Source organism: Veillonella sp. KGMB01456, assembly GCF_023051165.1.
In the GTDB taxonomy this organism is placed as follows: Bacteria; Bacillota; Negativicutes; order Veillonellales; family Veillonellaceae; genus Veillonella_A.
Genome location: NZ_JALKIG010000033.1, coordinates 1 through 24,130, shown reverse-complemented (window position 1 = coordinate 24,130; position 24,130 = coordinate 1). Strand labels below are relative to the sequence as shown.

Annotated in this window: 19 protein-coding genes; 2 read left to right on the top strand and 17 right to left on the bottom strand. The window is 43.5% G+C overall.

The genetic code is table 11. The features are described 5' to 3' along the window. Positions 1 to 139: 139 nt before the first annotated feature. The 15 genes from hypE to MXE28_RS08840 form a co-directional block, all read right to left on the bottom strand. Complete coding sequence (gene hypE / locus MXE28_RS08910) at positions 140 to 1,150, bottom strand: hydrogenase expression/formation protein HypE (RefSeq protein ID WP_247240056.1); 1,011 nt, start codon at positions 1,148 to 1,150, stop codon at positions 140 to 142. A 21-nt stretch (positions 1,151 to 1,171) separates the two neighbouring features. Continuing rightward, the gene (hypD, locus tag MXE28_RS08905) at positions 1,172 to 2,290 is read right to left on the bottom strand and encodes a hydrogenase formation protein HypD (protein ID WP_156704886.1); all 1,119 of its coding nucleotides are present in this window, start codon (positions 2,288 to 2,290) and stop codon (positions 1,172 to 1,174) included. Then, entirely contained in the window at positions 2,250 to 2,501 is a 252-nt protein-coding gene (locus MXE28_RS08900) for a HypC/HybG/HupF family hydrogenase formation chaperone (RefSeq protein ID WP_021842409.1), read from the bottom strand. The genes hypD and MXE28_RS08900 overlap by 41 nt, the downstream gene beginning before the upstream one ends. Before the next feature lie 133 nt (positions 2,502 to 2,634). After that, positions 2,635 to 4,920, bottom strand: a complete 2,286-nt coding sequence (gene hypF, locus MXE28_RS08895) for a carbamoyltransferase HypF (RefSeq protein WP_156704885.1) — start codon at positions 4,918 to 4,920, stop codon at positions 2,635 to 2,637. 53 nt (positions 4,921 to 4,973) lie between these two features. Then, positions 4,974 to 6,413: a thioether cross-link-forming SCIFF peptide maturase gene (gene scfB / locus MXE28_RS08890; RefSeq protein ID WP_021842407.1), complete on the bottom strand. Its 1,440-nt coding sequence runs from the start codon at positions 6,411 to 6,413 to the stop codon at positions 4,974 to 4,976. Between the two features lie 328 nt (positions 6,414 to 6,741). Then, positions 6,742 to 6,885, bottom strand: coding sequence for a six-cysteine ranthipeptide SCIFF (gene scfA, locus MXE28_RS08885; protein WP_004693318.1), 144 nt, complete (start codon positions 6,883 to 6,885; stop codon positions 6,742 to 6,744). A gap of 204 nt (positions 6,886 to 7,089) precedes the next feature. Beyond that, entirely contained in the window at positions 7,090 to 8,115 is a 1,026-nt protein-coding gene (locus tag MXE28_RS08880; protein ID WP_021842406.1) for a zinc ABC transporter substrate-binding protein, read from the bottom strand. A 92-nt stretch (positions 8,116 to 8,207) separates the two neighbouring features. Further along, positions 8,208 to 8,822, bottom strand: a complete 615-nt coding sequence (locus MXE28_RS08875) for an ECF transporter S component (RefSeq protein ID WP_247240055.1) — start codon at positions 8,820 to 8,822, stop codon at positions 8,208 to 8,210. Between the two features lie 158 nt (positions 8,823 to 8,980). Further along, the gene (locus tag MXE28_RS08870; RefSeq protein WP_021842404.1) at positions 8,981 to 9,823 is read right to left on the bottom strand and encodes a hypothetical protein; all 843 of its coding nucleotides are present in this window, start codon (positions 9,821 to 9,823) and stop codon (positions 8,981 to 8,983) included. Beyond that, the gene (locus tag MXE28_RS08865; protein ID WP_021842403.1) at positions 9,820 to 10,227 is read right to left on the bottom strand and encodes a hypothetical protein; all 408 of its coding nucleotides are present in this window, start codon (positions 10,225 to 10,227) and stop codon (positions 9,820 to 9,822) included. The genes MXE28_RS08870 and MXE28_RS08865 overlap by 4 nt, the downstream gene beginning before the upstream one ends. 128 nt (positions 10,228 to 10,355) lie before the next feature. Further along, entirely contained in the window at positions 10,356 to 12,491 is a 2,136-nt protein-coding gene (locus MXE28_RS08860; RefSeq protein WP_156704883.1) for a heavy metal translocating P-type ATPase, read from the bottom strand. Between the two features lie 5 nt (positions 12,492 to 12,496). Further along, entirely contained in the window at positions 12,497 to 12,781 is a 285-nt protein-coding gene (locus MXE28_RS08855; RefSeq protein ID WP_021842401.1) for a DUF6110 family protein, read from the bottom strand. A 171-nt stretch (positions 12,782 to 12,952) separates the two neighbouring features. Then, on the bottom strand, positions 12,953 to 13,120 hold the full coding sequence (locus MXE28_RS08850; protein ID WP_247240054.1) for a FeoB-associated Cys-rich membrane protein: 168 nt from the start codon (positions 13,118 to 13,120) through the stop codon (positions 12,953 to 12,955). Positions 13,121 to 13,313: 193 nt separating this feature from the next. Further along, positions 13,314 to 15,743, bottom strand: coding sequence for a ferrous iron transport protein B (gene feoB, locus MXE28_RS08845; RefSeq protein WP_021842398.1), 2,430 nt, complete (start codon positions 15,741 to 15,743; stop codon positions 13,314 to 13,316). Between the two features lies 1 nt (position 15,744). Continuing rightward, positions 15,745 to 15,987, bottom strand: coding sequence for a ferrous iron transport protein A (locus tag MXE28_RS08840; RefSeq protein ID WP_127059015.1), 243 nt, complete (start codon positions 15,985 to 15,987; stop codon positions 15,745 to 15,747). Positions 15,988 to 16,548: 561 nt separating this feature from the next. On the opposite strand from MXE28_RS08840, the gene MXE28_RS08835 reads away from it, so the two are divergent. Beyond that, positions 16,549 to 17,811, top strand: a complete 1,263-nt coding sequence (locus MXE28_RS08835) for a DEAD/DEAH box helicase (RefSeq protein WP_021842396.1) — start codon at positions 16,549 to 16,551, stop codon at positions 17,809 to 17,811. A gap of 185 nt (positions 17,812 to 17,996) precedes the next feature. Here the strand turns inward: MXE28_RS08835 and MXE28_RS08830 are convergent, their stop codons facing one another. Next, positions 17,997 to 20,450, bottom strand: a complete 2,454-nt coding sequence (locus tag MXE28_RS08830; protein ID WP_226974571.1) for a DNA topoisomerase III — start codon at positions 20,448 to 20,450, stop codon at positions 17,997 to 17,999. Positions 20,451 to 20,706: 256 nt separating this feature from the next. On the opposite strand from MXE28_RS08830, the gene MXE28_RS08825 reads away from it, so the two are divergent. Continuing rightward, positions 20,707 to 22,302, top strand: coding sequence for a peptide chain release factor 3 (locus MXE28_RS08825; RefSeq protein WP_021842394.1), 1,596 nt, complete (start codon positions 20,707 to 20,709; stop codon positions 22,300 to 22,302). 611 nt (positions 22,303 to 22,913) lie between these two features. Here MXE28_RS08825 and MXE28_RS08820 read toward each other — a convergent pair. After that, a complete protein-coding gene (locus MXE28_RS08820) occupies positions 22,914 to 23,756 on the bottom strand; it encodes a polysaccharide deacetylase family protein (protein WP_021842393.1) in 843 nt (280 codons plus the stop codon). Positions 23,757 to 24,130: the final 374 nt, after the last annotated feature.

Below are 24,130 nucleotides of genomic sequence, written 5' to 3'. Positions count from 1 at the left end.
TTTTACCGACCCCCAGTTTAACTGGGGGTTTTGTCATGCCTATTCGGCGTACAATCAAAAAAGCAGTTATAAAATAAAAATTTTATAACTGCTTTAGCATATACCTATTAAATTTTATCTATAAAAATATTAGAGTCCTTTAACAAATTCTCGGCACTTGATCCTCGCCCAACTGATCAAGCAAGCGAACCCCGCCAAGCGCTGTTTTAAGACCAACCTTACCGGCGTTACTGCTAAGCACCTCACCGATACAAGCAGCCTCACGGCCATATTCATTAGCACGCAAGATTTCAAGCACTGTATCGGCCACATCCGCTTCCACAACAAATACGGCTTTACCTTCATTAGCTAAATACAATGGATCGTAACCCAAAATACTGCACACTGACTGTACTTCATCATGAATCGGCAAGGCATGTTCATCTACACGAATCCCCACATTCGCCTGACCGGCAATTTCATACAGCGTTGTAGCGAGACCACCGCGCGTAGGGTCGCGCATAACAGCCACTTTATTTCCCACTGCCTCAAGTACGGCCATAACCATATGATTAAGCGGTGCACAGTCGGTTTTAATCGTCGGTGGCAGAGCCAATTCGTAGCGACTGCCCATTACAGCAATGGCATGATCACCCAGCGAACCGGATACGATAATCTTCATGCCCGGCTTAACACGTTCGGGGTCAATATTAATTCCTTCAGGAATCATACCCACGCCGGCGGTATTAATATAAAGACCGTCTTCAGCGCCTTTTTCAACAACCTTTGTATCGCCGGTCACAATGGAAACGCCCGCTTCTTTGGCCATATCGGCCATAGTCGCCAAAACGGAATCCAAGGTTTTCACCGACAACCCTTCTTCCAGAATAAGACCGCAGCTGAGATATAGCGGTTTAGCCCCATTCATGGCCAAATCGTTAACAGTACCGCATACAGATAATTTACCGATGTTGCCACCGGGAAAAAACTGTGGTGTAACCACGTAGGAATCGGTGGTAAACGCCATGCGCCCGGCGGGCACTTCAAATTGAGCACCGTCATGTAATTTTGCCAATGCTTCATTTTTAAAATGAGGCATAATATATTTTTCCATCAGTTCATGGCTGAATCGGCCGCCATTACCATGAACCAAACGTATTGTTTCATCCATAAATTACTCCTTAGTCGGCTTTTATTCTTCCCAAGTCATACCGCCGCTGGCACGACCGTATTTATACCAAGCCGCGCAGCTGCCTTCTACGGATACCATGCAGGCACCTACGGGATGGTCGGCCGTACATAACTTACCGAATAAACCGCATTCATCGGGACGAATTAAGCCCTGCAACACACGGCCGCATTGACAGCTTTTCGGCACACCGCCACTTTCAATCGGGCCCAGTGGAATCATGCGTTCCGCATCAAAGGCGGCATATTCACCTTTTAAGCGCAAACCGGACTTAGGAATCACACCGATACCGCGCCAGGTATCATCAATCACTTCATAGAGTTCATCCATAAGCTTCACCGCTACGGGATTCCCTTTTTTAGCGACCACCGACTTATATTGATTGCCCACATAGTACTGACCGCTCTTGCGCTGCGCCAATAAATCGCGCACCGCCGCCAAGATTTCGAGACCATCAAAACCGGCAATACAGGACGGCATATGGCATTCCGTCGGAATAAAGCTATATGGTTCTTCACCGATAATAACACTCACATGACCGGGTAAAATAAAGCCGTCCAGGTGGCCTTCTTTTTGATTAGCTAAAGCCCGCAGAGCCGGCGGCACCAACTTATGGGATACCAAGAAGAACACATTCTTAAGACCGGACATAGCCACTGCCTTAACGGCCGCCGCAATGACGGCAATAGTCGTTTCAAAACCGATAGCCAAGAATACGATTTTTTTATCCGGATTGGCTTTACCGAGTTCAATAATTTCCAAAGGACTGTAGATAATGTGGATATGGGCACCGGCACTCTTCGCTTCCCACAGATTGCTGTGCGTGCCCGGTACTTTTAACATATCACCAAACGTAGCCACAATGACATCATCCATGGCCGCATAGGCCAACGCTTTATCCATATATACCTGGTCGGTTACACATACGGGACAGCCCGGGCCGCTGACGAGCTCGATACCGTCCGGCAACAACTGACGAATCCCTTCGCGGAAAATTGCCACCGTATGCGTACCGCACACTTCCATGAACCGAACTTGTTCGCCCGGCGTATGGAGTGCTTTTATTTCTTCCAACAGTTCATTAGCGACCTGCGTTTTTTCCTGCAAAGTAATTTTCTTCAAGTTCTTCCAACTCCTTAAAGGCTTCCATTGTTGCATTAGCCTCTTCTTCATCTACGATTTGGACAGCGCAACCGGCATGAACCAGTACGTAATCGCCAACCTTGGCTTCCGGTACCAACATGAGATTGACATCCCTAGTTACTCCCGTAAGCTCAATCGTGCCGATGAATTCATTTACTTTTATTAATTGAGCAGGTACTGCTAAACACATAGTATTTCCTCCTAACTTTCAAACGGAGTTTTAATAACTTCTTTGATCAAAACTGCTTGCTGCCGACAAAATATATGACTCTATATATCTCACGGTTTTATTCACGATTTTATTCACGTTTTTCAGAACAAGCTTATAGGTCAGCCAACTTTTGGTGACCCAGCCATAATTGTCCCAACGCCAAACCACCGTCATTAGGCGGCACTTGACGCGGCAACAGCATAACTTGATCGTGATTTATACTCATCATTTCTTCGATAAGGCGTCTATTTTGAAAAACACCGCCGCAAAGAATAACTTGCTTAATATTATATTGGGTGCACAAATGCTCCATCGTTTCCGTAATGCCATAGGCTAAGGTGCGATGGAATGACGCCGCCAAGACGCGTTTAGAAATACCGTCGCCCAAATGACCGATAATATCCTGAACCAGCGGTTTAAAATCAAGGATTTTGCCGTCAAAAATAAATTCCTTAATTTTGCCACGCTCACCATAGGCTAATTGTTCGAGGCTCATGGCAATTTGCCCGTCAAAGGTATGCTCGTTACCAAGGCCTAACAAGCAACCCACGGCATCGAATAAACGGCCTGCACTGCTGGCGTCAACCATAGGCATATTGTTTTTCATCATAAAATCCAACAATTCCCAATTATCCGGCAATTGATTAAACCATGGCTCAAGCCAAGCCGGTGTATCATCGCCGAATTTATCGCTTACATACCAAAGCGCCTGACGCCACGGTTCTTTGACGGCCGCTTCACCGCCCGGTAACGGGGCCGTATGTATATGAGCCAAACGCTGCATGGAATGACCTTGGCAGAGTAAAAACTCACCGCCCCATATAGTGCCATCAAGACCATAGCCGGTGCCATCGAAACAGATACCCAACACGGGCTCCGAATCCAGCCCGTATTCAGCCATAACCGCCGCTACATGAGCATGGTGATGTTGCACCTGAATATACGGAACATTATGCTCTTCACTATAAGTTTTACCATATTGCGAAGAGAAATACTGCGGATGATAATCGGCCACTACCGCTTCCGGCGTAAGGCCGAATAAATCTTTATACCGGTCAATCGTCCAGACAAGACTGTCATTCATCGCCATATTCGCCAAATCACCGATATGAGGTCCCATAAGTACCGCTTCATCACGGTTCATGGCAAAGGCATTTTTTAAATCGCCCCCCATGGCGAGAATCGTCTTTTTGCCTTCATTCGGCAAGCGAACTTTAAACGATGTCGGTACGTAACCGCGACTGCGTCGTACTTGTAAGGTTTCACCCTTAACAACCTGTACCACGGAATCATCCACGGAGGCCACAATACGTCGATTATGGACGAGAAAATAATCCGCCACATGTTTTAACTGACTGATTGCTTCCTCATCTTTAAAAATCACCGGCTCACCGCTACGATTGCCGCTGGTCATAACCCAAACAGCACCGGCCGGAAGCCAAACTTCATGGACCGGCGCATAAGGAAGCATAATCCCCACATAGTGATTATTAGGCGCTACCGCCTGCCACGCCACTTTAGCATCGCTTCGTTGCGGCACTAATACAATAGGTCGCGCCGGCGATTGTAAGAGTGCTTCTTCTTCCGGCGTAATATGGGCAATTTCTTTCGCCGTTGCCAACGAATCCACCATAACCGCTAAGGGTTTATGCGGCCGTTGTTTGCGCTCTCGAAGAGTCATAATGGCCTTCTCATTCGTGGCGTCACATACCAAGTGATAACCGCCTACCCCTTTAAAGGCAATGATGTGACCGGTCATGACGTAGTCACGGCCCAAAGTGAGTGGATCCAAATCCTTTGAGGTGGGCTCCAATTTCTCAATATTTACCTCATACAAAGTGTACTGCGGCCCGCATACGGGGCACGCATTCGGTTCCGCATGATAACGGCGATTGTCTTCCGACTCATATTCGTTCTTACAAGCCGGACAAAGGGCAAACTCCTTCATTGATGTAAACTTACGGTCATAAGGCACTGTTTCCACAATGGTGTACCGAGGTCCGCAATGAGTACAGTTAATAAAGCCGTAGTGAAAACGGCGGTTCATCGGATCATGCAATTCCCTTCGGCACGCTTTGCACGGCGCCGTATCAGCGCCGATAAACGTAGCCGGTTGTTTACCCGCCGGCGAAGGGGCAATGACAAATAAGCTGTCCTCTTTTAAAGGAATCTCATATGCCTTAACCGAGTCAATCCGTGCTATAGGTCCTTTGCGCTCTTTTACAGCATCAACAAATTTTGCCAAGGCTTTCTCCGTGCCCTGCACTTCTACATAAACACCGGCATCGTCATTATAAACAAAACCCGTTAATCCCAATTCTCGTGCTACAACCGCAATCAGGGGCCGAAAACCGACCCCCTGTACTATCCCTGTAAATCGTATACCTTGTCGCTTCATAAATAGTTCCTTTATTATATACTATTTGCTTACTTGTTATACGGTATTTAGTTTTACATCCAATTGTGCTGTTTGCGTTCCTGGAAGGCCGGATCCTCCTTCGGCACAATTCCTTGTTCTCGCAATTCATCAAGCTCAGCCTGGATCATAATGGCGCATTCAATGCGTTTTTTCTGCAATTCACAACCTAAAGCATATGGTTCGTGAATAGTCCCTGTAAAGGTTTCATTATTGGCATGGCAACCGCCGGAGCAGAAGAATTTAGCCCAACAAGCGGCACATGTCGGCTTCGTAAATACATGAGTATTGCGGAATTCACGAGGAATATCAAAGTTCTTAAGACCTTCGTACACATTCCCCAATACATAGCCGTCACGACCGACAAACTGATGGCATGGGTAAATATCACCGTTCGGTACGATGGCCATGTATTCATGACCGGCACCGCAACCGCGCAAGCGTTTAGCCATACATGGGCCGCGATATAAGTCCATACGGAAGTGGAAGAAATTGAACTTCTCACCCCAACCTTCCTTTTGACGTTCCAAATACAAATCGGCAAGCTTTTCGTATTCTTTCATCAAAGCCGGTAAATCTTCTTCACGAAGTACATAGTCCCCTTCTTTACCGACTACCGGTTCCATGGATAAATGTTCAAAACCGAGGTCGGACATGGCAATAACGTCTTTCGTGAAATCGAGATTATTATGCGTATAGGTACCGCGTGCATAGTATTCAAGACCATGACGCTGTTTAACCGCGTTAATCAAGTTTTTGGCAACGGTTTTATATGTATCCGTACCGCCGGCGCTCGGACGCATGTGATTATGCACTTCTTCACGGCCGTCGATGGATAACACCATGCTCAATTTATGTTCGTTGAGGTAATCGATTTTCTCCTGAGTCAACAACACACCGTTAGTGGTCATGGTCATTTTGAAAATCTTATTGTGCTCAGCGCCTACTTTTTCAGCATACTCGATGGTTTGTTTAACGACTTCCCAGTTCATCAATGGTTCGCCGCCAAAGAAATCTATTTCCAAATGTTGACGAGGACCACTCATAGAGATTAAGAAATCAACGGCACGTTTGGCCACATCAAAACTCATGAGTTCACGTTTTACCCCGCCGTAATCGCCCTGACTGGCAAAGCAGTAACGGCAAGCCAAGTTGCAGTCGTGAGCAATGTTAAGGCATAAGGCTTTAACGATTGGTTTTTCAGCTGCCACCAATTTGAAATCTTCAGACATTGGTGCATAGAGCATTTCATCTTTAATCAAAGAGTCCAATTCGTCTAATAATTCATTGATTTCTTCCGGTGATTCAACCCCGTCAAAAGCCTGATGAACCGCTTCACGATTCGTGCCGTCATAAATATCGAGCACTTTATCGGTAAATTCGTCAATCACGTGAATAATACCGCTATTAACATCAAGACAGAAATACTTATCCTTCATCTTGAATTTGTGAATCATTGGTTTTAATTCTAACATGGTACCTCCATATATTTAATAGTTACTACTACCTTTATATTATACATCATTTATCTACTTTTAGCTTAAAAAAAAGGTTCTACCATATATGAAATAATGACATACAAGACCTTTCAAAAATTCTGATTTATTAATTTTGCATACCTTGGGTTATTTTGAATATAGCTTGGGGTATTTTAATATTTCTTGAATTGTTTTAAATATAACTTAAGTTGTTTTAATACAGCTTGAATTACTTTAAATTATGAAAATAAAATAAGACCCAATCACTAATACATAATGATTGGATCTTATTGGGTCATTGACGTATCAAAACAGATAAAAAATCTTATTTCTGTTTGCAAACCTGGTTGCCTACAGTGCAGCTTGTTTTGCAAGCGGACTGGCAAGAAGTCTGGCATTCGCCGCAGCCACCGGTTTTAGCAGTTTTCTGTAAAGATTCAGTGTTGATTGTACGAATTCGTTTTGCCATGGTGTTCAACCTCCTCAAAATACTACTATACGTTACATTTATTTTAACATAGTAACGCGATAATCGGCAATAGTTCTCTTAATGCGAAATATCAATATCCCCTATGTGATTGAGAAATACGTTGATAATTCTCTTTCCTTTTCAGCCTCAAAAAAGTATTATAAACTGCCTCAAGCTGCCTTTAACATTCTTATAAAATGCATATTATTGGGCGCCTAACGCGGTTTTCAATACCTTCAAATTATCTTCCATGATGGATAAATAGGTGGCCCCTGCTTTCATTTGTTCTTCCGTTAAGCCTTCTACCGGATTTAACATATACACCTTAGCGCCCGTTTCCTTGGCAATAGCTTCCGCTAATTTCGGATTAACCAGTTCCTCACTGAAGATAGCCTTTACTTTATGAGCTTTTACAAAACTGATAATCGACGCCATCCGTTCCGGTGTCGGTTCCGCATCCGGCGCTACCCCCATGATGCCCAATTGGGTAAAACCATAACGATTGGCCAAATAACCGAATGCCTCATGAGTTACGACCAACTCTTTACTTGGAACAGTTTGAGCAAATGCCTCATACTGTGCATCCAAAGCTGTCAATTTTTCTTTATAGGCTTTGCCGTTAGCTTCATAATAATCTTTGTTGGCCGGATCAGCTTCACTAAAAGCGGCCACTACAGCGTCCACTTCTTTTACCACATTCATTAGATTGAGCCAGATATGAGGATCCACCGTACCATGATGATGGTCATGGCCGTCATTGTCATGATGCGCTGCATCGGTATGATGGTCGTGATCATGGTCAGCTTCCGCTTCCTTGTCAAGGTCTACGGTTTTAATCGGCATAACGTCAACCGACTTAGCCAGTTCCACCGGTTTAGCCTCTTTTAGGATATCAGGAGCCAATAATTTTTCACTCGGTTCCAAACCGGCGCCGTTGTAAATAAATACTTTTGCCTGACCGACTGCTTTCAGATCTTTCACGGTCGGTTCCCAATCATGAGGTTCTGTTCCCGGCGGCACCAATAAAGTTACCTTCACTTTATCCCCGCCTACTTGTTTCGCTATATCATAGGCCGGATATACCGTTGCCACTACGGGTAAGCCCCCTTTACCGTCATTACCGGTGCTATCTCCCAAACTACAGCCTCCCAGTATGGCGGCGCCCGCTACCAAAATGATAGTCAACACAGCTGTGAGACGCCATTTGCGCCAATTCATTTGAATATTCATTTCATCGCCTCTCTTTCATCAATATCTATTCATATATCAATATATACATTCAAAAAGCCCCGACATGACGTCGGGGCTAATGGTTTAACATATTATTTATCTGTTTTAAGTTTAGCCCTGAGCGCCATGACTACCGGCGTACCTACTACCACAGCCGCCAATGCTTCAAGCGGTCCGTGGAATACGGCTACCCCGATTACAATATTTGCCACATGGTCTACAGGAATCCCTTTAGCTGCTGCATAAGGTTCTGCATAGATAAGGTAAATCAAGCCCATTACCATTACGGTATGCACGATTGTGCCTACGAATAAGGCAAGCATAACACGCCACACCGGTCTTTGAATCGGCAAATAGCGATACACATAATACGCAATAGGTCCGATTAACATACGTGGTAATATGGAAATTATCGGGTTTAAAAATACGAAAGACATAATGTTTGGCTGTACCATGTTTTGAACCAAACTGTAAGACCCGAAAATGAAACCGATAACCATACCGATTTTTGGGCCTTCTAAAAGTGCGCCGATTAAAGTCGGAATATGCAAAATAGTCGCATAAATCGGTGGAATCGGAATAAATCCTAACCCGCTGACACCCAGTACTACGGTTAACGCGGACAACAAACCGATAACAGTCAATTGTCGCAAGCTAAATCGCTGACACGGATACGGACTTTTCGTATCCATATTATCTTTTTCCATGTAAAAAATCCTCCGTTCTCATTCCTATTCGGATATAAGTCGAATACATATTTAATTCTAAAACCTCATTTTTCAAAAAAGCAGTTGCTTAAAATTGCACAAAAACTATTATACCATATAGTACATAGTACGACATATTACATGATGTGCCGTAAAGGCTATTTTGCCTGTCTTTTCAAAATAAAATCTTCTAAAAGTATGCCTAAACCAACAGACATACCAAGTACAATGAATTCAAGCAAGCCCGGGGTAATGTACACCAACCAATTGCCTTGGAATACCGGCATCAGGAAGTATAACAATTCCATAAAGAAGTCCGGCTTCCAACCATACATCAAGTGGCCGTTGATGGCGAGCCATACCAAGGCGGTTACCATAATACGAGCCAAACGAAGGCCTTGTTTTTGCCCCATTCGCGGATGCAAATAAATGGCAATAACACCCATGGTCCAAATAACAAAACCATAGAGCCAAAGTTGTAAAAAGGTAAATACTTGCGGACTGAGTTGCGCTGCCAATATTGGATCGGGCACATTTAAAAATAACACATCCCCTAATAAAAGCATCGGTACCGGCAAGGAATAGACCGCCATATCCAAGGAATCATCGAACCAGCGATTAAACCGTGGCCGGTCCGCAAAAAGTGTCAAAATAACGGCCACAATAGTCATGGCCAATAGACAAACCGTAAATACCACAATCCAGCCAAGCATAATCATACCCATGCTGCCGGAAGCAATAGCATAAGGAATGACACTGTCACCTAGGAAGAAAAAGGTTAAGCACCAAATCCAACTATACGCATACAAACTGTTACGCCACGGATAGGTCAAAAATTGTTGCAACTTATCTTGACGGCGCAGCACCATAGGCGTCAAGAATGAAAGTACCAAGAAAGCTACCATACCCAATGAAACACCTTGCAACGCCAATATAATCATTGTCACCGGCAATACGATGGCAAGATTTAAAACAAACATGCGCAAAACATTTTTTATCATTTAGCGGCCCTCCCTCTTACGAGTGAATTTAGTATATAACCGGCCGTCAATGAAAGCGAAACCTGAATATACATAACAATTACAAAGGCTATATCACGACCAAAGCTTGGCAAGCCCCAAAGGAATGAAAAATCGCCTACAAAAAAGGTCTGATACGTGGCCAGTTGAACGATGACCCAACCCAATATATAGAAAATACGGCCCACGCGCTTTTCTTCCGGACCGAAACCACTTCGCTTCGAAGATAAATACGCCACCGGCACCAATAATGACAACACCAAATAACTGACAAGTGCCACCATAGCACTGGACCCGTTATGAATAGTGTAGGCACCTAAGGGTACTAATATGATGAAAAAACTCATATATAGCGTGCGTCCCAAAATATCCGCAAGGACTTTCATACTAAAAACCTCCTACATCCTTATCTTAACAGTATAATTTTACTATAGGACGCCTTAAAACTCAACCGCAAAAGGCGGTGCTCCGAAGAACACCGCCTTAATACTGTTTATAAATACCTTAGTTCCGCTTACGCTACAACACGAGCCGTCGTTTCAATTACCGAATCATCCTCTTCAGATTTAGCCGGTAACAATGGCGTCATACTGCGTAAACCAATACCTAACGTAAACAGATTATGCATCCATGCCGTCGTGCTTGGTGTCAATACCTGGAATAAACCAAGACCTACCAAAGCGCCGTTAACACCGACAATGGAGTTGTAATTAAATTGAATACGATCCATCAATTGCATAGCAATGCGACGTAAGTCTACAAGACTGGAAAGATTATCGGAGGAAACCGTAACATTGGCGATTTTCTGGGCAATCGGTGCCCCTTCATTCATCGCAACGCCTACATGGGCTTCCGACAAGGCCGGCGAATCATTGATGCCGTCGCCAACCATCATAACCGTATACCCTTCTTCTTTAGCTTTCTTCACATAAGCCGCTTTATCGCCCGGCAATACTTCCGCATGCACTTCGTCGATGCCGATTTCACGTGCAACCCGTTCTGCATTGCGTTTGCTGTCACCGGTCATCATAACGACTTTCTTAATACCCAATTCGTGAAGTTCTTTAACAACTTGTTTTGCTTCTTCACGCACCGGATCTTTAATGCAAAGAACGGCAGCCAAACGACCACTGATGGCTAAGTATAAATGAGAGGAGGAATCCGGCAAATTGTCGAATTTTTCCTGTTCCCCTTCCGGAATAACAACTTTTTCATCGTCAAAAATAAAGTGCGCACTACCGATTCGGCATTTGCGATTGCCCACTTTGGAGGCAATGCCGTGAGCTACGATATATTCAACCTTAGAGGAGTGTTTTTCCTTATGAGGCAAATTATGCTGTTCCGCTGCATTAACCACGGCTTTTGCCATAGAATGAGGAAAATGTTCTTCCAAGCAAGCAGCAAGCATGAGCATATCATCCGGATCATGATCTTCAAAGGTAATAATCTGTTCAAATACCGGTTCTGCTTTAGTCAATGTACCTGTTTTATCAAAAACAACCACATCAGCAGCGGCAATTTGTTCCAAATATTTACCGCCTTTAACGGTGATACCACGCTTCGACGCTTCTTCCATGGCTGATAATACCGCCAACGGAATGCTTAATTTTAAAGCGCAAGAGAAGTCAACCATCAAGAACGATAAGGCCTTCATCGTATTACGGGTCAACAAATACGTTAAGATAGTGCCGGCAAAACTGATTGGCACTAATTTATCGGCCATGTGGAACGCCTTCTGTTCCATACCGGATTTCATCTGTTCCGATTCTTCGATAAGAGCCACAATTTGTTCATAACGCGATGATTTGGAATTACCGCGAACTTCGATTACACAATGGCCTTCTTCTACGACAGTACCTGCATATACCGAAGTATTTTCATCACGGCGAACCGGTTCCGGTTCACCGGTCATGGAACTTTCGTTCACAAGGACAACGCCTTCTACTACTACACCGTCCAATGGCACCACTTCACCTTGACGAAGTACCACGAGGTCGCCTTCGACAACTTCGGATACAGGCCGACTCACTTCAACGCCATCCACTTTAACCCAAACTTTATCCACATTGAGGGACATACTTTCGGCCAAATTGAGGACGGACTTACGGAGTGTCCATTCTTCCAAGGTTTCGCCAATACCCAAGAGGTACATTACGGCGCCTGCCGTGGATACGTCACCGCGTAACAAGGATACGGTAATCGCTACGCCATCCAATACTTCTACAGTTAATTTGCGATGCCATAACATAGTTACCGCTTTTTTCGCAAATTTTAAAGCATTAAACCAAGACCATACCATATTGATTGGTGCCGGTAACAATAACTTTTTACCTAAATACATAAGAGTCTGACTGATCATGGACTCTTTGTATTGTTTATTGACAAGTCGCGGTGAGTATTCCGTCAATGCCGGTGCATCTTCGAAATTCAAATCGTTAAGTGCCAGTAATGCATCACGAACAGCTATTTCATCCCCTGTATGGTGGATAATAAGGTCACGTGAACGCGTAAAAAACTGAGCTTTTTCAATCGCCGGATTCTGCATTAAAGTCGTTTCAACATAAGCGGCTTCGGCATCATCGAATAAGTGACCGGAAATAGTAACATGAAGACGTTTCGATAATCTTTGAATAACCGAAAACTTCAACATATTAATTATTCACCCTTTTCTTCGCCTTGTTCTTCTTCAAACAAAGCTTCTTCTTTACGGCGATTTTCGTTGATTTCCTGAGCATCAGCCAAAATGCTGCCGCTGGAAGCCTGTACTTTTTCAGCAGTCTGCATTACGCTTTCTTTAGCGCGAAGACCTGCAGCTACAACATTGGCATACACTTTCTTAGCATCTTTGCTGGTCAACATTTTAAGACCTACAGTACCAAGAGCCAAACCGGCTGCGAATAAATTAGCGGATTTTACTTTTTCTTTGTTTACGTTGAACATATAAATCTCACCTTTCCTCTACAAGATGTAAGGCACCAAAGTGTTCCTTACAAGAATAAAATAAGCGCCTATTGCTTTATAAAAATAGCCAAGGTCTACCCGAACCTTGGCTACTTTTGCCGTAAATCCATCGAATACACTGTATTCGTCAGTCATTACCCTTATGAAATCCTATTTGTTGCCCCCACAACCGGAGGAAGAAATTTCTTTCTTCTTGCCGTTACCGCTACCACCGCAACCGCAACTGCAGCCGCTCTTGCCGCTTAAGGTCTTATACGCCTTGCGAGCAACAAATAATACAGCGATTAATCCGATAAGATATACTATTAGGTTCTCCATTATCATACACCATCCTTAATCAATAATCAATAGTGATTTGTAAAAAAATTTGAGAAAAACATTGATTGGCGTTATATTCTCAACGATTATCAGTAGTCAATTCTCATTTAGATTTTCATGGGAACAAGCTAATAACTTAACAGAAAAACGCATTTCAGTTTTGAATCATTTAATAAATAACTGTTTTTTTCAATCAATGGAAACCAAGTAAACGACCGCCATTGTAGACGATAAAGGCTGCTACCCAAGCAAGGGCCGTTGAATAAACAACGAAGAAAGTTAACCAGCCCCAACCGCCGGCTTCACGTTTGAATACGGCCATAGCCGCAAAACATGGCGGATAAATAAGAACGAACATCATCAAACCAACTGCAACGAGTGGTGTGAATGAAGGGTCCTGACGTAAGTAAACTTGCAATGGCTGTTCATTATCTTCATCAGCCGCAATAGAGTAGAGTGTACCCAAGGTACTTACCATAACTTCTTTAGCAGCGAGAGCTGTAACCAAGGATACGCTCATCTTCCAGTCGAAACCAAGCGGTCTCATAACCGGTTCAATGAATTTACCGATGGAGGCTACATAAGATCCTTCCAATTTTTCAGTAGATTCTTTTTGGTCGAGTTCGCCGATAGCTTCGTCTTTTTCTTGGTTATTAAGGTAAATAGCCCAAGCAACCGGGAATGCATCAGCATTGGCTACTTGAAGGTCATGGAAGTAATCAGGAACTTCAGGTGCAGCATTTGCATCTTCAGCTGTAGCGGCTTCGTCAGTCGCAGCGGCTTCACCGTTAAGACCTTCATCGCCGATTTCTTCTTCCCCTTCTTCAGCGGCAGCTTCGTCTTGTTCTGTCTGAATAGCTGTCATTTCGTCAACCATAGCCATAACCGGTGCTTTTTGTTCATCCGTAGCAATACCGTACTGAAGCAAGATTGCATTATCACGCGCTTCGTATTCTTGGGTTACCTGATCGCGAGCGGCGTCAAAGTCTTGAGACATTGGCACATCTTGCGGATAGGATGCCAAGAACCAAATCAATACGGACGCTGCTAAAATGAAAGTACCTGCTTTTTTAAGATATAAGAAAGCACGTTCCCACATATGCATTAACACGCTCTTAAGAGTTGGCATATGGTATGGCGGTAATTCCATTACGAATGGTTCGGATTCGCCCGGGAATAAGAATTTGCGGAAAATTTTAGCCATTACAATAGCCAATACGATGCCGGCAAAATAAATGGCAGCCAATACGTTACCACGTTGTGCTACCGGGAAGAATGCCCCGATGAACAAAGTGTATACCGGCAAACGAGCACTACAGGTCATGAACTGGGAAACAAGAATCGTAATCATTCGATCGCGGTTATTATCCAAGATACGAGCACCCATAATAGTAGGAATACTACAACCATAACCCATAAGGAGGGGAATAAAGGATTTCCCGTGTAAACCGCAGGCACGCATGATACGGTCCATTACGAATGCCGCACGCGCCATGTAACCGGTATCTTCAAGGAACGCAATGCCCAAGAACAAGAGTACGATAAGTGGAACGAAACTCATTACCGCACCAACACCGGCGATGATACCGTCAACCACCAAGGAATTCAATTGGCCTTCCGGAATTACCGCACCGGCCCAATCGCCAAGGGCTGTGAAAGCGTCTTCAATCCAGCCTTGCGGATAAGCACCGATTGTATTTACGAGATTAAATAAGAGCCACATTACAAATACGAAAATCGGTAAGCCCCAAATACGGTGGGTAAGCACTTTATCGATACGGTCGGAACGGGTTTCGATTTCCTTAGGCGTACCTTTTATAGCATTATTATAAGTAGCAACGGCAAAGCTGTGACGGAATTCTTGGAAAATAATTTCTAAATCAACTTTGTCTTTAAGCTCTTCGCGCCACTGTTCTGCTTTTGCCAAAACCGCTTCGGTACGTTCAAAGGCTTTTACTTTTTTAATTACATCAGGATCGGCTTCCAATAATTTAATAGCCACCCAACGCAATGGATAAGTAATAGTATCTGCTTTCTCAAGTTCATTAACAATATCTCTAATAGCCGGTTCAAGTTCAGGACCATAATCAATAGTCGCACTTGGTTTTTTCGCTTCTTTGGCTACATCGATAACAGCTTGTAATAATTCGGTCGTACCTACATTATTGCGACCAACTGTTTCTACGATAGTCGCACCGGTCAATTCACTCAATTTTTTAATGTCAATGTGAACACCCATTTCTTTGGCCACATCGGACATATTAAGCGCCATAACCAACGGACGTTCCAATTCCAACAATTGAGCCGCTAAATATAAGTTACGTTCCAAATTAGATGCATCAATAACGTTAACGAGAACATCCGGTTCATCATTGATAATTACGTTACGCGCTACTAATTCATCAAGGGAGCGAGCTGTTAAGCTGTATGTACCCGGCAAGTCAATAAAGAGTAAATCTTTACCGCTGAAAGTACATTCCCCTTCTTTCTTTTCTACCGTTACACCGGGATAGTTACCAACATGCTGTTTGGCACCGGTAATATTATTAAAAATTGTAGTTTTACCACAGTTCGGATTACCGGCCAGAGCAATTCGGATAGACGTGGTATTTTGGTCACTCATTCTAGGCCTCCTGACTCACTTCAATATCAATAGTTTCTGCTTCGCTGACACGCAACGCTAAATCAAAGTTCTTTACTTTAATTTCAATGGGATCACCCAAAGGTGCGAATTTCATAACACGCACGAAAGTCCCCGGAACGAGGCCCATGTCAACGAGACGGTGTTTGATGTTACCGGAACCGCGCAACTGTTTAATTGTGCCCGCTTCGCCGGTTTTCATCGACGCCAATGATTTTATCACTATCTACACCTCCTTGTGGCCGAACCAAACAAACTCATCTTCCAAAATTTGCTTAAGAACTGCACTGAAACTGAAATAAAATTACAATTAAATTATAACATAGTCACTGAGGAAATCAATAACTATTTTCAATATCGAATCTTATGAATGTAGATAGACAATCTTCAATTTTCATTATCACTGCTCATCTTTTCAGTATTTTCTCATGAATAATAGCCTCGCCATTCTCATTCTCATTTGAAACGTCTTCTCTTTTATTCTCAATTATAATTAAACTTCAAATATTATCAAAAGATTATCAATTAAATAACTATTCTCAATGAATTATTAAAATATATATTTCGCAAAAAAAGTATGCCCTTAAGTTCAAATTGTCCTAAATATATCGATTCTTTTATATAAATCATCTATGTATGATATAATAAAAATAGATTTAGCTAATTTAATACCAATGAATCCCATTTATTTTACAAAATCAACGTTAACAGCTAATTGACGAAGTTCCCTATTCCCCTCCGGGAATCATCACTCAAAGTATTACAAATTAAAGATAAGGAGATATATATGAAATCATTTCAAACTCTCGGCGTTGTGCCCGAACTCATAGACTCCCTGGCCAAACAAGGTATTAAGGAGCCTACTCCGATTCAGGAACAAGCCATTCCCCCTGCTTTCAAAGGCAACGACTTAATCGCTATGGCGCAAACCGGTACAGGCAAAACGCTGGCATTTTTAATTCCTGTTTTGCAGCGCATCAATATCGAAGTGTTCCAAGAACAAGCACTTATTATTGCCCCAACCCGCGAATTGGTAAAACAAATTGCCGACGAAGCCAAGGCTATCGGCGATATTTTGGGCGTTGATATTCTTCCCCTCATCGGCGGCCGCACTATTGAAGGGCAGCTACAACAATTAGGCCGTCGTCCTCATGTAATCCTCGGCACGCCGGGGCGTTTATTAGACCACGCCACGCGCGGTTCCCTTCACCTCGATACGGTGCGCCGCGTAGTTCTCGACGAGGCGGACCAGATGCTTCACATGGGCTTTTTACCGGATGTAGAATCCCTTATTGAAAAAACTAACGCCAACCGTCAATTGTTACTCTTCTCCGCTACCGTGCCGGATCGCATCCGCAGCCTTGCCAAAACTTACATGAAAAAACCAATGTCCGTAACGGTTAAAGGCAATAACGTAACCTTAGATACCATTGAACAAAAGGTTATCATGGTAAAACCGGAAGAAAAGTTGGACCGTTTAATGGCTCAACTAAGAGAAGACAATCCGTATTTAGCCATTGTTTTCTGTAATAAAAAAGAAGGCGCCATTAAGCTCTCCTACGAATTAACGGCAGCCGGTTTTAACATCGGCGAATTACACGGTGATTTAACACAAGGTCGCCGCACGCAAATTCTGCGTGATTTTGCCCGTGCCCGTACGCAAATCTTGGTAGCTACCGACATTGCGGCCCGCGGTATCGACATTGAAGGCATCAGTCATGTATATAACTACGATGTGCCGCACGATGTAGATTACTACATTCACCGTATCGGCCGTACCGGTCGTGCCGGTACCAACGGCATTGCCATTACCTATGCGACACAAGCGGACGAAACATGGCTTCGCCGTATCGAACGAGCCATTGAAGCAACATTGACAAAATACACGACCGACGGTCAAGTAAAAACCAAAGGCCGTGCCCAAGCACCTAAAAAAACAACGTCATCCAAAAAACCGACTATTAAATCATCCTATCAGGCAACTAAAGCGAAACGACATAAGGCAACAGGCCATAAAGGGGTTAACACAAGACGCCGTCGTTCTCGCTAATAGGATTTAATGTCCTATAACCCGATTTAATAATACAGTGCCTTTCACTATAAGCACTTACAAGCACGTATAAATTAAGGACTACTCTCATAGACACGCTGTTCGTACTTTGAATAGCATGTTCCTATAAGAATAGTCCTTTTTTATTATATATTTGATTTACTTTAAATTATGTGCAAACTGCCTTATTTAAAAACAACCGGTTTCCCGTCTACATCAGCCACGGTAGTGCGACACTTAGGTTGATTAGCACAGGTCCAACTTGTATTACCATTACGCACAATGGCTACTAAATAGCCTTCACCGCAACGCGGGCATTTATATTGCAAGGTCCCCTTTTCCTTAGCCGCCGCCAAAGCTTCCGCCACCTGTGGGTCAATAGAATCCACACTTCCTCGGCCGAAGCCGGTCGAATTTCCGGTCCCATTTCCGTTTAAAGGTCCGCCTTGAACTTTACCGGCATTTGAAGGGTTTGTCGAGACAGGCTTAGTAAAATTACATTTTGGATAATCGGTACAACCGTAAAATTCCCCGAATTTACCGTTTCTAAGTCTTAATTTTCCCTTGCCGCAACGCGGACAAGCTTCGAGCTTACTGAGTTCTTCTTCCGACAAGGCTGCACCGCCTCGATTGATAGCATTACCGGTTCCGCCTGATGGGCGTTTCACCGTACGCACGGTGCTGACAATATTAAAACCGTCTGTATCGAGACCATCCATATTCATGCCGCTATTGGCCTTGTTAATCAAACTTTTTAAGAATTCAATCTGATCAATCAAAAAAGAATCCAACGTATCCCGGCCTTCGCTAATAGCCGCCAAGCGTTCTTCCCAAAGAGCTGTTTCATCGGGATAGAGCATTTCCTCCGGTAAAGCATCCACCAAGGTATACCCCAAAGATGTAGGTTGAATTACTTTCTTTTTGCCTTTTGCAGACATAAACTTACGTGTAATCAATTCATCAATGATGGTAGCCCTGGTTGCTTCCGTACCGATACCGGATACGGCCTTCAATTGCTTTTTCAAATCCTCATTTTTCACATACTTGTGAATTTCTTTCATAGCCTGCAATAAAGTGGCTGCCGTAAAACGGCTCGGCGGTTTGGTCTGCTTCGCATCAATAGCCATATTATCTACATCAACAGAATCGCCTTTTTTCACATTCGGCAGTTCACCACTCTCTTCAATAGGCTGTTTGCGTTTTTTACTTGCTTCCTGCGAATCCGCCTCTTCATCACCGACCGAATCATCCCCATCATTGCCGTCATCCGTTGCTGAATCGTCCTTTTTAGCTTTTTGATATAAAGCCTTCCAGCCTACTACCAAAATAACGCGACCATGAGCGACAAATTCCTCATCACATTGGGTCACCGTTAAACGAGTTTGCTCGTATTCATGTTCCGGATAAAACTGCGTAATATAGGACTGGGCGATGAGAAAATAAATATTTCTCTCCATGTCCGGCAACGTAGCCATGTTACAAGCCACCGTCGTTGGAATAATGGCATGGTGAGCGGTGATTTTCTTATCGTTCCACGCCCGTGATTTAATGGTTAAATCAGCACCTTGAGCCCATTCACCGATAACGCCGCTGTTTTTACTTAAATTCTGTATGATTGCATGGCGATCTTCAAATTGATTTGTCGGTAAATAATCACAATCCGAACGCGGGTAAGTAGTCAATTTCTTTTCATATAATTTCTGCGCCGTATCGAGCACCTGCTGCGGGTCATAACCATAAGCCTTCCCTGCTGCAACCTGCAATGCCGACAACGATAAAGGCAGACGCTGGGCTTCTTTTTTCTTCGTCTTCTCCCGTTTGGAAATGACGCCCGTCTTACCATCCATCAAGCGCTTAGCCAATTCTTCGGCTACCGCTTTTTTTATTAAACGCCCTTCCGGGTCGAGGCCGATTTGATCGTCTTTAGGCTGCCACGTGGCCCAGAAACTGCCGTTCGGATGTTTGTATAAAACTTTTAAGGTAAAGTAATCAACGGGCACGAAATTTTCCAATTCCCGTTCACGGCGAACCACCAAGGCCAGGGTCGGGGTTTTTACACGGCCAATCGGAAAGGTAACTTTATTCCCCTGCCTGCGTTGCTGTAAGGTATAAGCACGGGATAAATTCATGCCTACGAGCCAATCGGCGCGGGCTCTGGCCAAAGCAGATTGTTGTAAATTATAAAAATCCTTATTATCACGCAAGTCATTGAGAGCTGCGCGAATCGACTTTTCATCCAGCGCATTCAACAAAATACGCTGCACAGGTTTCTTATTATTTACGTACACTAAAATCTCATCAATAAGGAGCTGTCCTTCGCGATCCGGGTCACCGGCGTTAACAATTGTATCCGCATCTTCGATAAGCTTTTTAATAGTCTGAAACTGCTTAGCACTGCTCTTCGTCACCAGCAATTGCCATTCGTCCGGCACTATGGGCAAATCGGCGGCATTCCAACGCTTATAGCGTTCATTATAGTCCCCCGGCTGAGCCTGTTCCAACACATGTCCAAAGGCCCAAGTGACTACATCATCGCCTTGCACAATAAAACCGTCGCGCTTTTGCACATTCTTCTGCTCCGGTAAATATTTACTTATTTCTCGCCCCATACTGGGCTTTTCGGCAATAAATAATCTCATAGGCCCTCCTTTGTCTGTTCTATTATACACTAAACCGGGCGTTCATAAAAGGAACCCACTCATACCGGTGGTGCGGATACGCCCCAATGGTGCTTCTAGTCACCAAATATGCACTCCATGATAATGGCCCACGCCTGCTCCACGCCTAAACCGTCATCCCTGTGACTATCTTAAATTTAATAAAATGAATTTAATGACAAAACGCCCGTCATTAGTATATAATTTTAAGGATAGATAATTTGTATGAGGTGACAACATGACATTCTTAGAAGAAGTTAAACGCCGACGCACGTTTGCCATCATTTCGCATCCGGATGCCGGTAAAACTACATTAACTGAAAAACTGCTCCTTTACGGTGGTGCTATTCACTTAGCCGGGTCCGTAAAGTCTCGTAAAACTCAAAAATATGCCGTATCCGACTGGATGGAAATCGAAAAACAACGTGGTATCTCGGTAACAAGTTCCGTGCTTCAATTCGATTATGACGGCTGCCGCGTCAATATCTTGGACACCCCCGGTCACCAAGACTTCTCGGAAGATACTTACCGTACCTTAATGGCCGCAGACAGTGCAGTCATGCTTATCGACGTAGCGAAAGGTGTGGAAGCGCAGACAAAAAAACTCTTTGCTGTATGTAAAGAGCGCGGTATTCCTATTTTCACCTTCGTCAACAAAATTGACCATTTCGGCCGTAATCCCTTTGATTTGATGGAAGAAATTGAAAACTCCTTGGGCATTCGCGCCGTTCCTATGAACTGGCCAGTTGGCATCAACGGAGAATATCAGGGGATTTACGACCGAGAAACTCACACGGTTGACCTTTTTGCCAAAGACGAAACACATGGTCAACAAAAATTGGCATCTACCAAAGAATCGGTAGACGATCCGGCATTTCGTGAGTTATTGGGCGAAGAAGTGCATCAGTCCTTGATTGATGATATTGAACTCCTCGACGTAGCAGGCGACGAATTCGATTTCGACCGTGTTCGTGCCGGTGAATTAACGCCAATGTTCTTCGGTTCCGCTATGACCAACTTCGGGGTTAAACCGTTTTTAGAAAAATTCCTCGACTTAGCCCCCTCCCCGACTCCTCGCCAAGCCATTGAAGAAACCGTAGAAGCCACTTCCGAAGACTTCTCCGCCTTTGTTTTCAAAATCCAAGCCAATATGAACCCTAACCATCACGATCGCATCGTGTTCATGCGTATTTGCTCCGGTAAGTTTGAAAAAGGCATGTCCGTATTGCATCGTCAATCGAATAAAAGTATTCGCCTGGCGCAGCCGCAACAGTTCTTGGCTACGGAACGCACGATTATCGACGAAGCCTATCCCGGCGACATTATCGGTGTTTTTGATGCCGGTACTATGGGCGTAGGTGATACCCTTTGTGCTCCTAATCACAAAGTAACCTTCGGCGACTTCCCTGTGTTCCCACCGGAATTCTTTGCCCGCGTCAGCCCGAAAGATACGATGAAACGTAAACAATTCCAAAAAGGGATGACTCAATTGGCCCAGGAAGGTGCGGTACAGATTTTTGAACAGCCTCATTCCATGGACTCCTTCATCGTCGGCGCCGTTGGTATGCTTCAGTTTGAAGTATTACAGTATCGTTTACGCAATGAATACGGTGTTGAACCGATTACTGATTCCCTCCCTTACAGCGTAGCCCGTTGGGTAAAAGAAGATGTGGATATTAAGCAGCTTAAAGGTCTTGATAATGCCATGGCTGTTAAAGATAATCGGGCGCGAACCGTTATTTTGATAAGTAATGAGTGGCAAATGGGATGGGTTGTGGAACGAAATCCTGATGTGACGTTCTTAGAGACGCCGGCGCTAAATGAGCATATTTAGTGTTTGCTTGGGCGGTAAGCTTAAAATAATTATTTAAAAATAGAAGGTGTCCATGTATTAGATATTTTCTTTTGGCAAAATAAATAATTAATTTGCGAATAAAATAGAGAGGATTCCTGCCGAAAAGTGACTGCGCTTTTGGCAGATAAAATCTAAAACACTTAATATAAATAGAGAGGACTCGTGCCGAAAAGTGACTGCGCTTCGCTTGTAAAACTTTTCTTACACGAGTCCTCTCTATTTCTTTTATATCATCTCAATTCAAAGCTTTTATCTGCCAAAAGAAAAGACTATAGAACTTCCTACAAGGATCCTCTCTATTTTTTATATCATCTCAATTTAAAATCAATTTTGCCAAAAGAAAACTCCAATCTACTCTTACATGGACACTTTCTATTGTAAACATCTCAATTTAAGGCTTACCGCCCGAAAGCAAACACCTGCGTATCTCCTCTATTCAGCGCCCGGTGGCACTCTAATTCAGTTCACATCATGATTTCGTGGAGGTGGTGAGGCTCTGAGTCAGACTCACACAAAAAAAGAAGGTTCCAAGCAAGGAACGCCTTTTACTGTGAAACAGTCAGGCTTCCGGTGTGGAACCTTCTTTTTACTTAGAAAAGTGGCACTATTGATGCCAAGGTTGGATGGTTATGGGCGAGCAGGAAGTCACGGAGTGACCACAGGCCGCCGATGATTTCTACGTAGTGGAGGCGTAGTTGCATGCTTAGGAGTGGGTTGTCTCCTTCAAATACGGGTACGCGGTCCAGGTTAAAGCGGTTTTCACCGCTTCTTACATTCCCTGTATCAACGGTAAATGCCAAGCGATAGCCTGCTGCCTGAGCCAAAGCGTCTACTTGCGGGTTAGTAAAGCCGCACGGATAGGCGATGTATTGCACCGGATGGCCTAGTGTAGTTTCTAATAATGTTTTAGAATGGCTAAATTCATCAGCCACCGCATCGCTGGAGAGCTTGCGCAAATCTTTATGCGAATAGGTATGAGATTCAACTTCAAATATATGGCTTGCTTCCATTTCTTTCAGCTGCTCCGCCGATAAGAATCCGGGAGCGCCAATGGAGTCGCCAATCATAAACAAAGTGGCCTTCATGCCGTATTCTTTTAAAATCGGCATTGCTTCGGTATAGTTGTCTACATAGCCGTCATCAAATGTGATTACGACCGGTTTACTTGGCAATGGCAAATTATTCTGCAAATAGCCGTATAATTCTTCCATAGTAATCGCATGATAACCTTGCTCTTGTAAATATGCCATTTGATTTCTGAAATCCGAAGTTTTCATTGTCAATGGGGAAAATTTTTCATCATTCACTTGATGATAGTTTAAAACGGGAATCCCTCGCAGTGTATACACCGGTGCGGTAAAATAAAACACCAAAGTCGCAAACACAACTAAAATAGCGACTACACCAAACACTTTACCTGTTAAACGTAACATTACGCTTTTAACTCCTATGAAACTCTTGCAACTTATATTTTTGAAAACGCAGGTTAACTTTCTAATTATTGCTTACTCTTGCAACTTATATTAAAAAAATGCAGGCTAACTTTCTAATTATTGCTTGCTATTTTATTATTTCATTGCAAAAGACTAAGCTACTATTTTTAGTCAAAATAGTAGCTTACTTTTATCCTTAAACACCAGCCGAATTTTATTTCAAATTTCAGCTGACATCTAATAATACGCCTATACTTTTAAATTTGCAATAGTTATTTTTGAAAAATAATTTTATACCCTGTTATAATGTTTTATCTTTGCTAAATTGCAATATCAAATTGAACACTTTGTAAATCCACTAACTTCTTAACTTC

What these genes read in the sequence shown, in the direction of transcription:
- MXE28_RS08855 (WP_021842401.1), bottom strand. Translation starts at nt 12,781, where the DNA reads ATGTTCAACGTAAACAAAGAAAAAGTAAAATCCGCTAATTTATTCGCA.
- MXE28_RS08835 (WP_021842396.1), top strand. Translation starts at nt 16,549, where the DNA reads ATGAAATCATTTCAAACTCTCGGCGTTGTGCCCGAACTCATAGACTCC.
- feoB (WP_021842398.1), bottom strand. Translation starts at nt 15,743, where the DNA reads ATGAGTGACCAAAATACCACGTCTATCCGAATTGCTCTGGCCGGTAAT.
- MXE28_RS08900 (WP_021842409.1), bottom strand. Translation starts at nt 2,501, where the DNA reads ATGTGTTTAGCAGTACCTGCTCAATTAATAAAAGTAAATGAATTCATC.
- MXE28_RS08875 (WP_247240055.1), bottom strand. Translation starts at nt 8,822, where the DNA reads ATGGAAAAAGATAATATGGATACGAAAAGTCCGTATCCGTGTCAGCGA.
- MXE28_RS08830 (WP_226974571.1), bottom strand. Translation starts at nt 20,450, where the DNA reads ATGAGATTATTTATTGCCGAAAAGCCCAGTATGGGGCGAGAAATAAGT.
- MXE28_RS08880 (WP_021842406.1), bottom strand. Translation starts at nt 8,115, where the DNA reads ATGAATATTCAAATGAATTGGCGCAAATGGCGTCTCACAGCTGTGTTG.
- MXE28_RS08870 (WP_021842404.1), bottom strand. Translation starts at nt 9,823, where the DNA reads ATGATAAAAAATGTTTTGCGCATGTTTGTTTTAAATCTTGCCATCGTA.
- hypF (WP_156704885.1), bottom strand. Translation starts at nt 4,920, where the DNA reads ATGAAGCGACAAGGTATACGATTTACAGGGATAGTACAGGGGGTCGGT.
- MXE28_RS08850 (WP_247240054.1), bottom strand. Translation starts at nt 13,120, where the DNA reads ATGGAGAACCTAATAGTATATCTTATCGGATTAATCGCTGTATTATTT.
- MXE28_RS08860 (WP_156704883.1), bottom strand. Translation starts at nt 12,491, where the DNA reads ATGTTGAAGTTTTCGGTTATTCAAAGATTATCGAAACGTCTTCATGTT.
- MXE28_RS08865 (WP_021842403.1), bottom strand. Translation starts at nt 10,227, where the DNA reads ATGAAAGTCCTTGCGGATATTTTGGGACGCACGCTATATATGAGTTTT.
- MXE28_RS08825 (WP_021842394.1), top strand. Translation starts at nt 20,707, where the DNA reads ATGACATTCTTAGAAGAAGTTAAACGCCGACGCACGTTTGCCATCATT.
- scfA (WP_004693318.1), bottom strand. Translation starts at nt 6,885, where the DNA reads ATGGCAAAACGAATTCGTACAATCAACACTGAATCTTTACAGAAAACT.
- MXE28_RS08820 (WP_021842393.1), bottom strand. Translation starts at nt 23,756, where the DNA reads ATGTTACGTTTAACAGGTAAAGTGTTTGGTGTAGTCGCTATTTTAGTT.
- hypE (WP_247240056.1), bottom strand. Translation starts at nt 1,150, where the DNA reads ATGGATGAAACAATACGTTTGGTTCATGGTAATGGCGGCCGATTCAGC.
- scfB (WP_021842407.1), bottom strand. Translation starts at nt 6,413, where the DNA reads ATGTTAGAATTAAAACCAATGATTCACAAATTCAAGATGAAGGATAAG.